Here is a 325-nt window from a genome sequence, read left to right as displayed (position 1 = left end):
CGTGGGCGGAACTACGTTTCCTTCTTTTTCAGCATCATACCACGTCACATCACTTTCGTTCGTTACCAAATCAGCTACTGTTTTATTATCCACTTTACAGAATTCCTGTGTGGTATGAGCAGTCGTTGGTGTTTGCGGATCGCTTAACGTTACCGTTACCGCCAAGCGTGTTGGACTCTCGCAATTTCCCGCTTTCAGTGAACCGTAATACACTTTATTGTTTTCCAAAACTGTTGTTAACGGAACTACATTTGTTCCATCAGCAGCATCATACCACGTCACATCACTCTCGTTCGTTACCAAGTCAGCAACAGTTTTATTATCC

The 325-nt window shown here is 43.4% G+C and carries 1 protein-coding gene; it reads right to left on the bottom strand.

All coding sequences use genetic code 11. From position 1 onward, the window contains the following. The coding region (locus LPB89_RS21955; protein WP_230703743.1) for a hypothetical protein at window positions 1-325 on the bottom strand (325 nt) is incomplete at both ends.

Source organism: Flavobacterium sp. ENC (assembly GCF_020991415.1).
Classification (GTDB): Bacteria; Bacteroidota; Bacteroidia; order Flavobacteriales; family Flavobacteriaceae; genus Flavobacterium.
The sequence above is the reverse complement of the archived record's forward strand: the minus strand, read 5'-3'. Positions and strand labels throughout refer to the sequence as shown.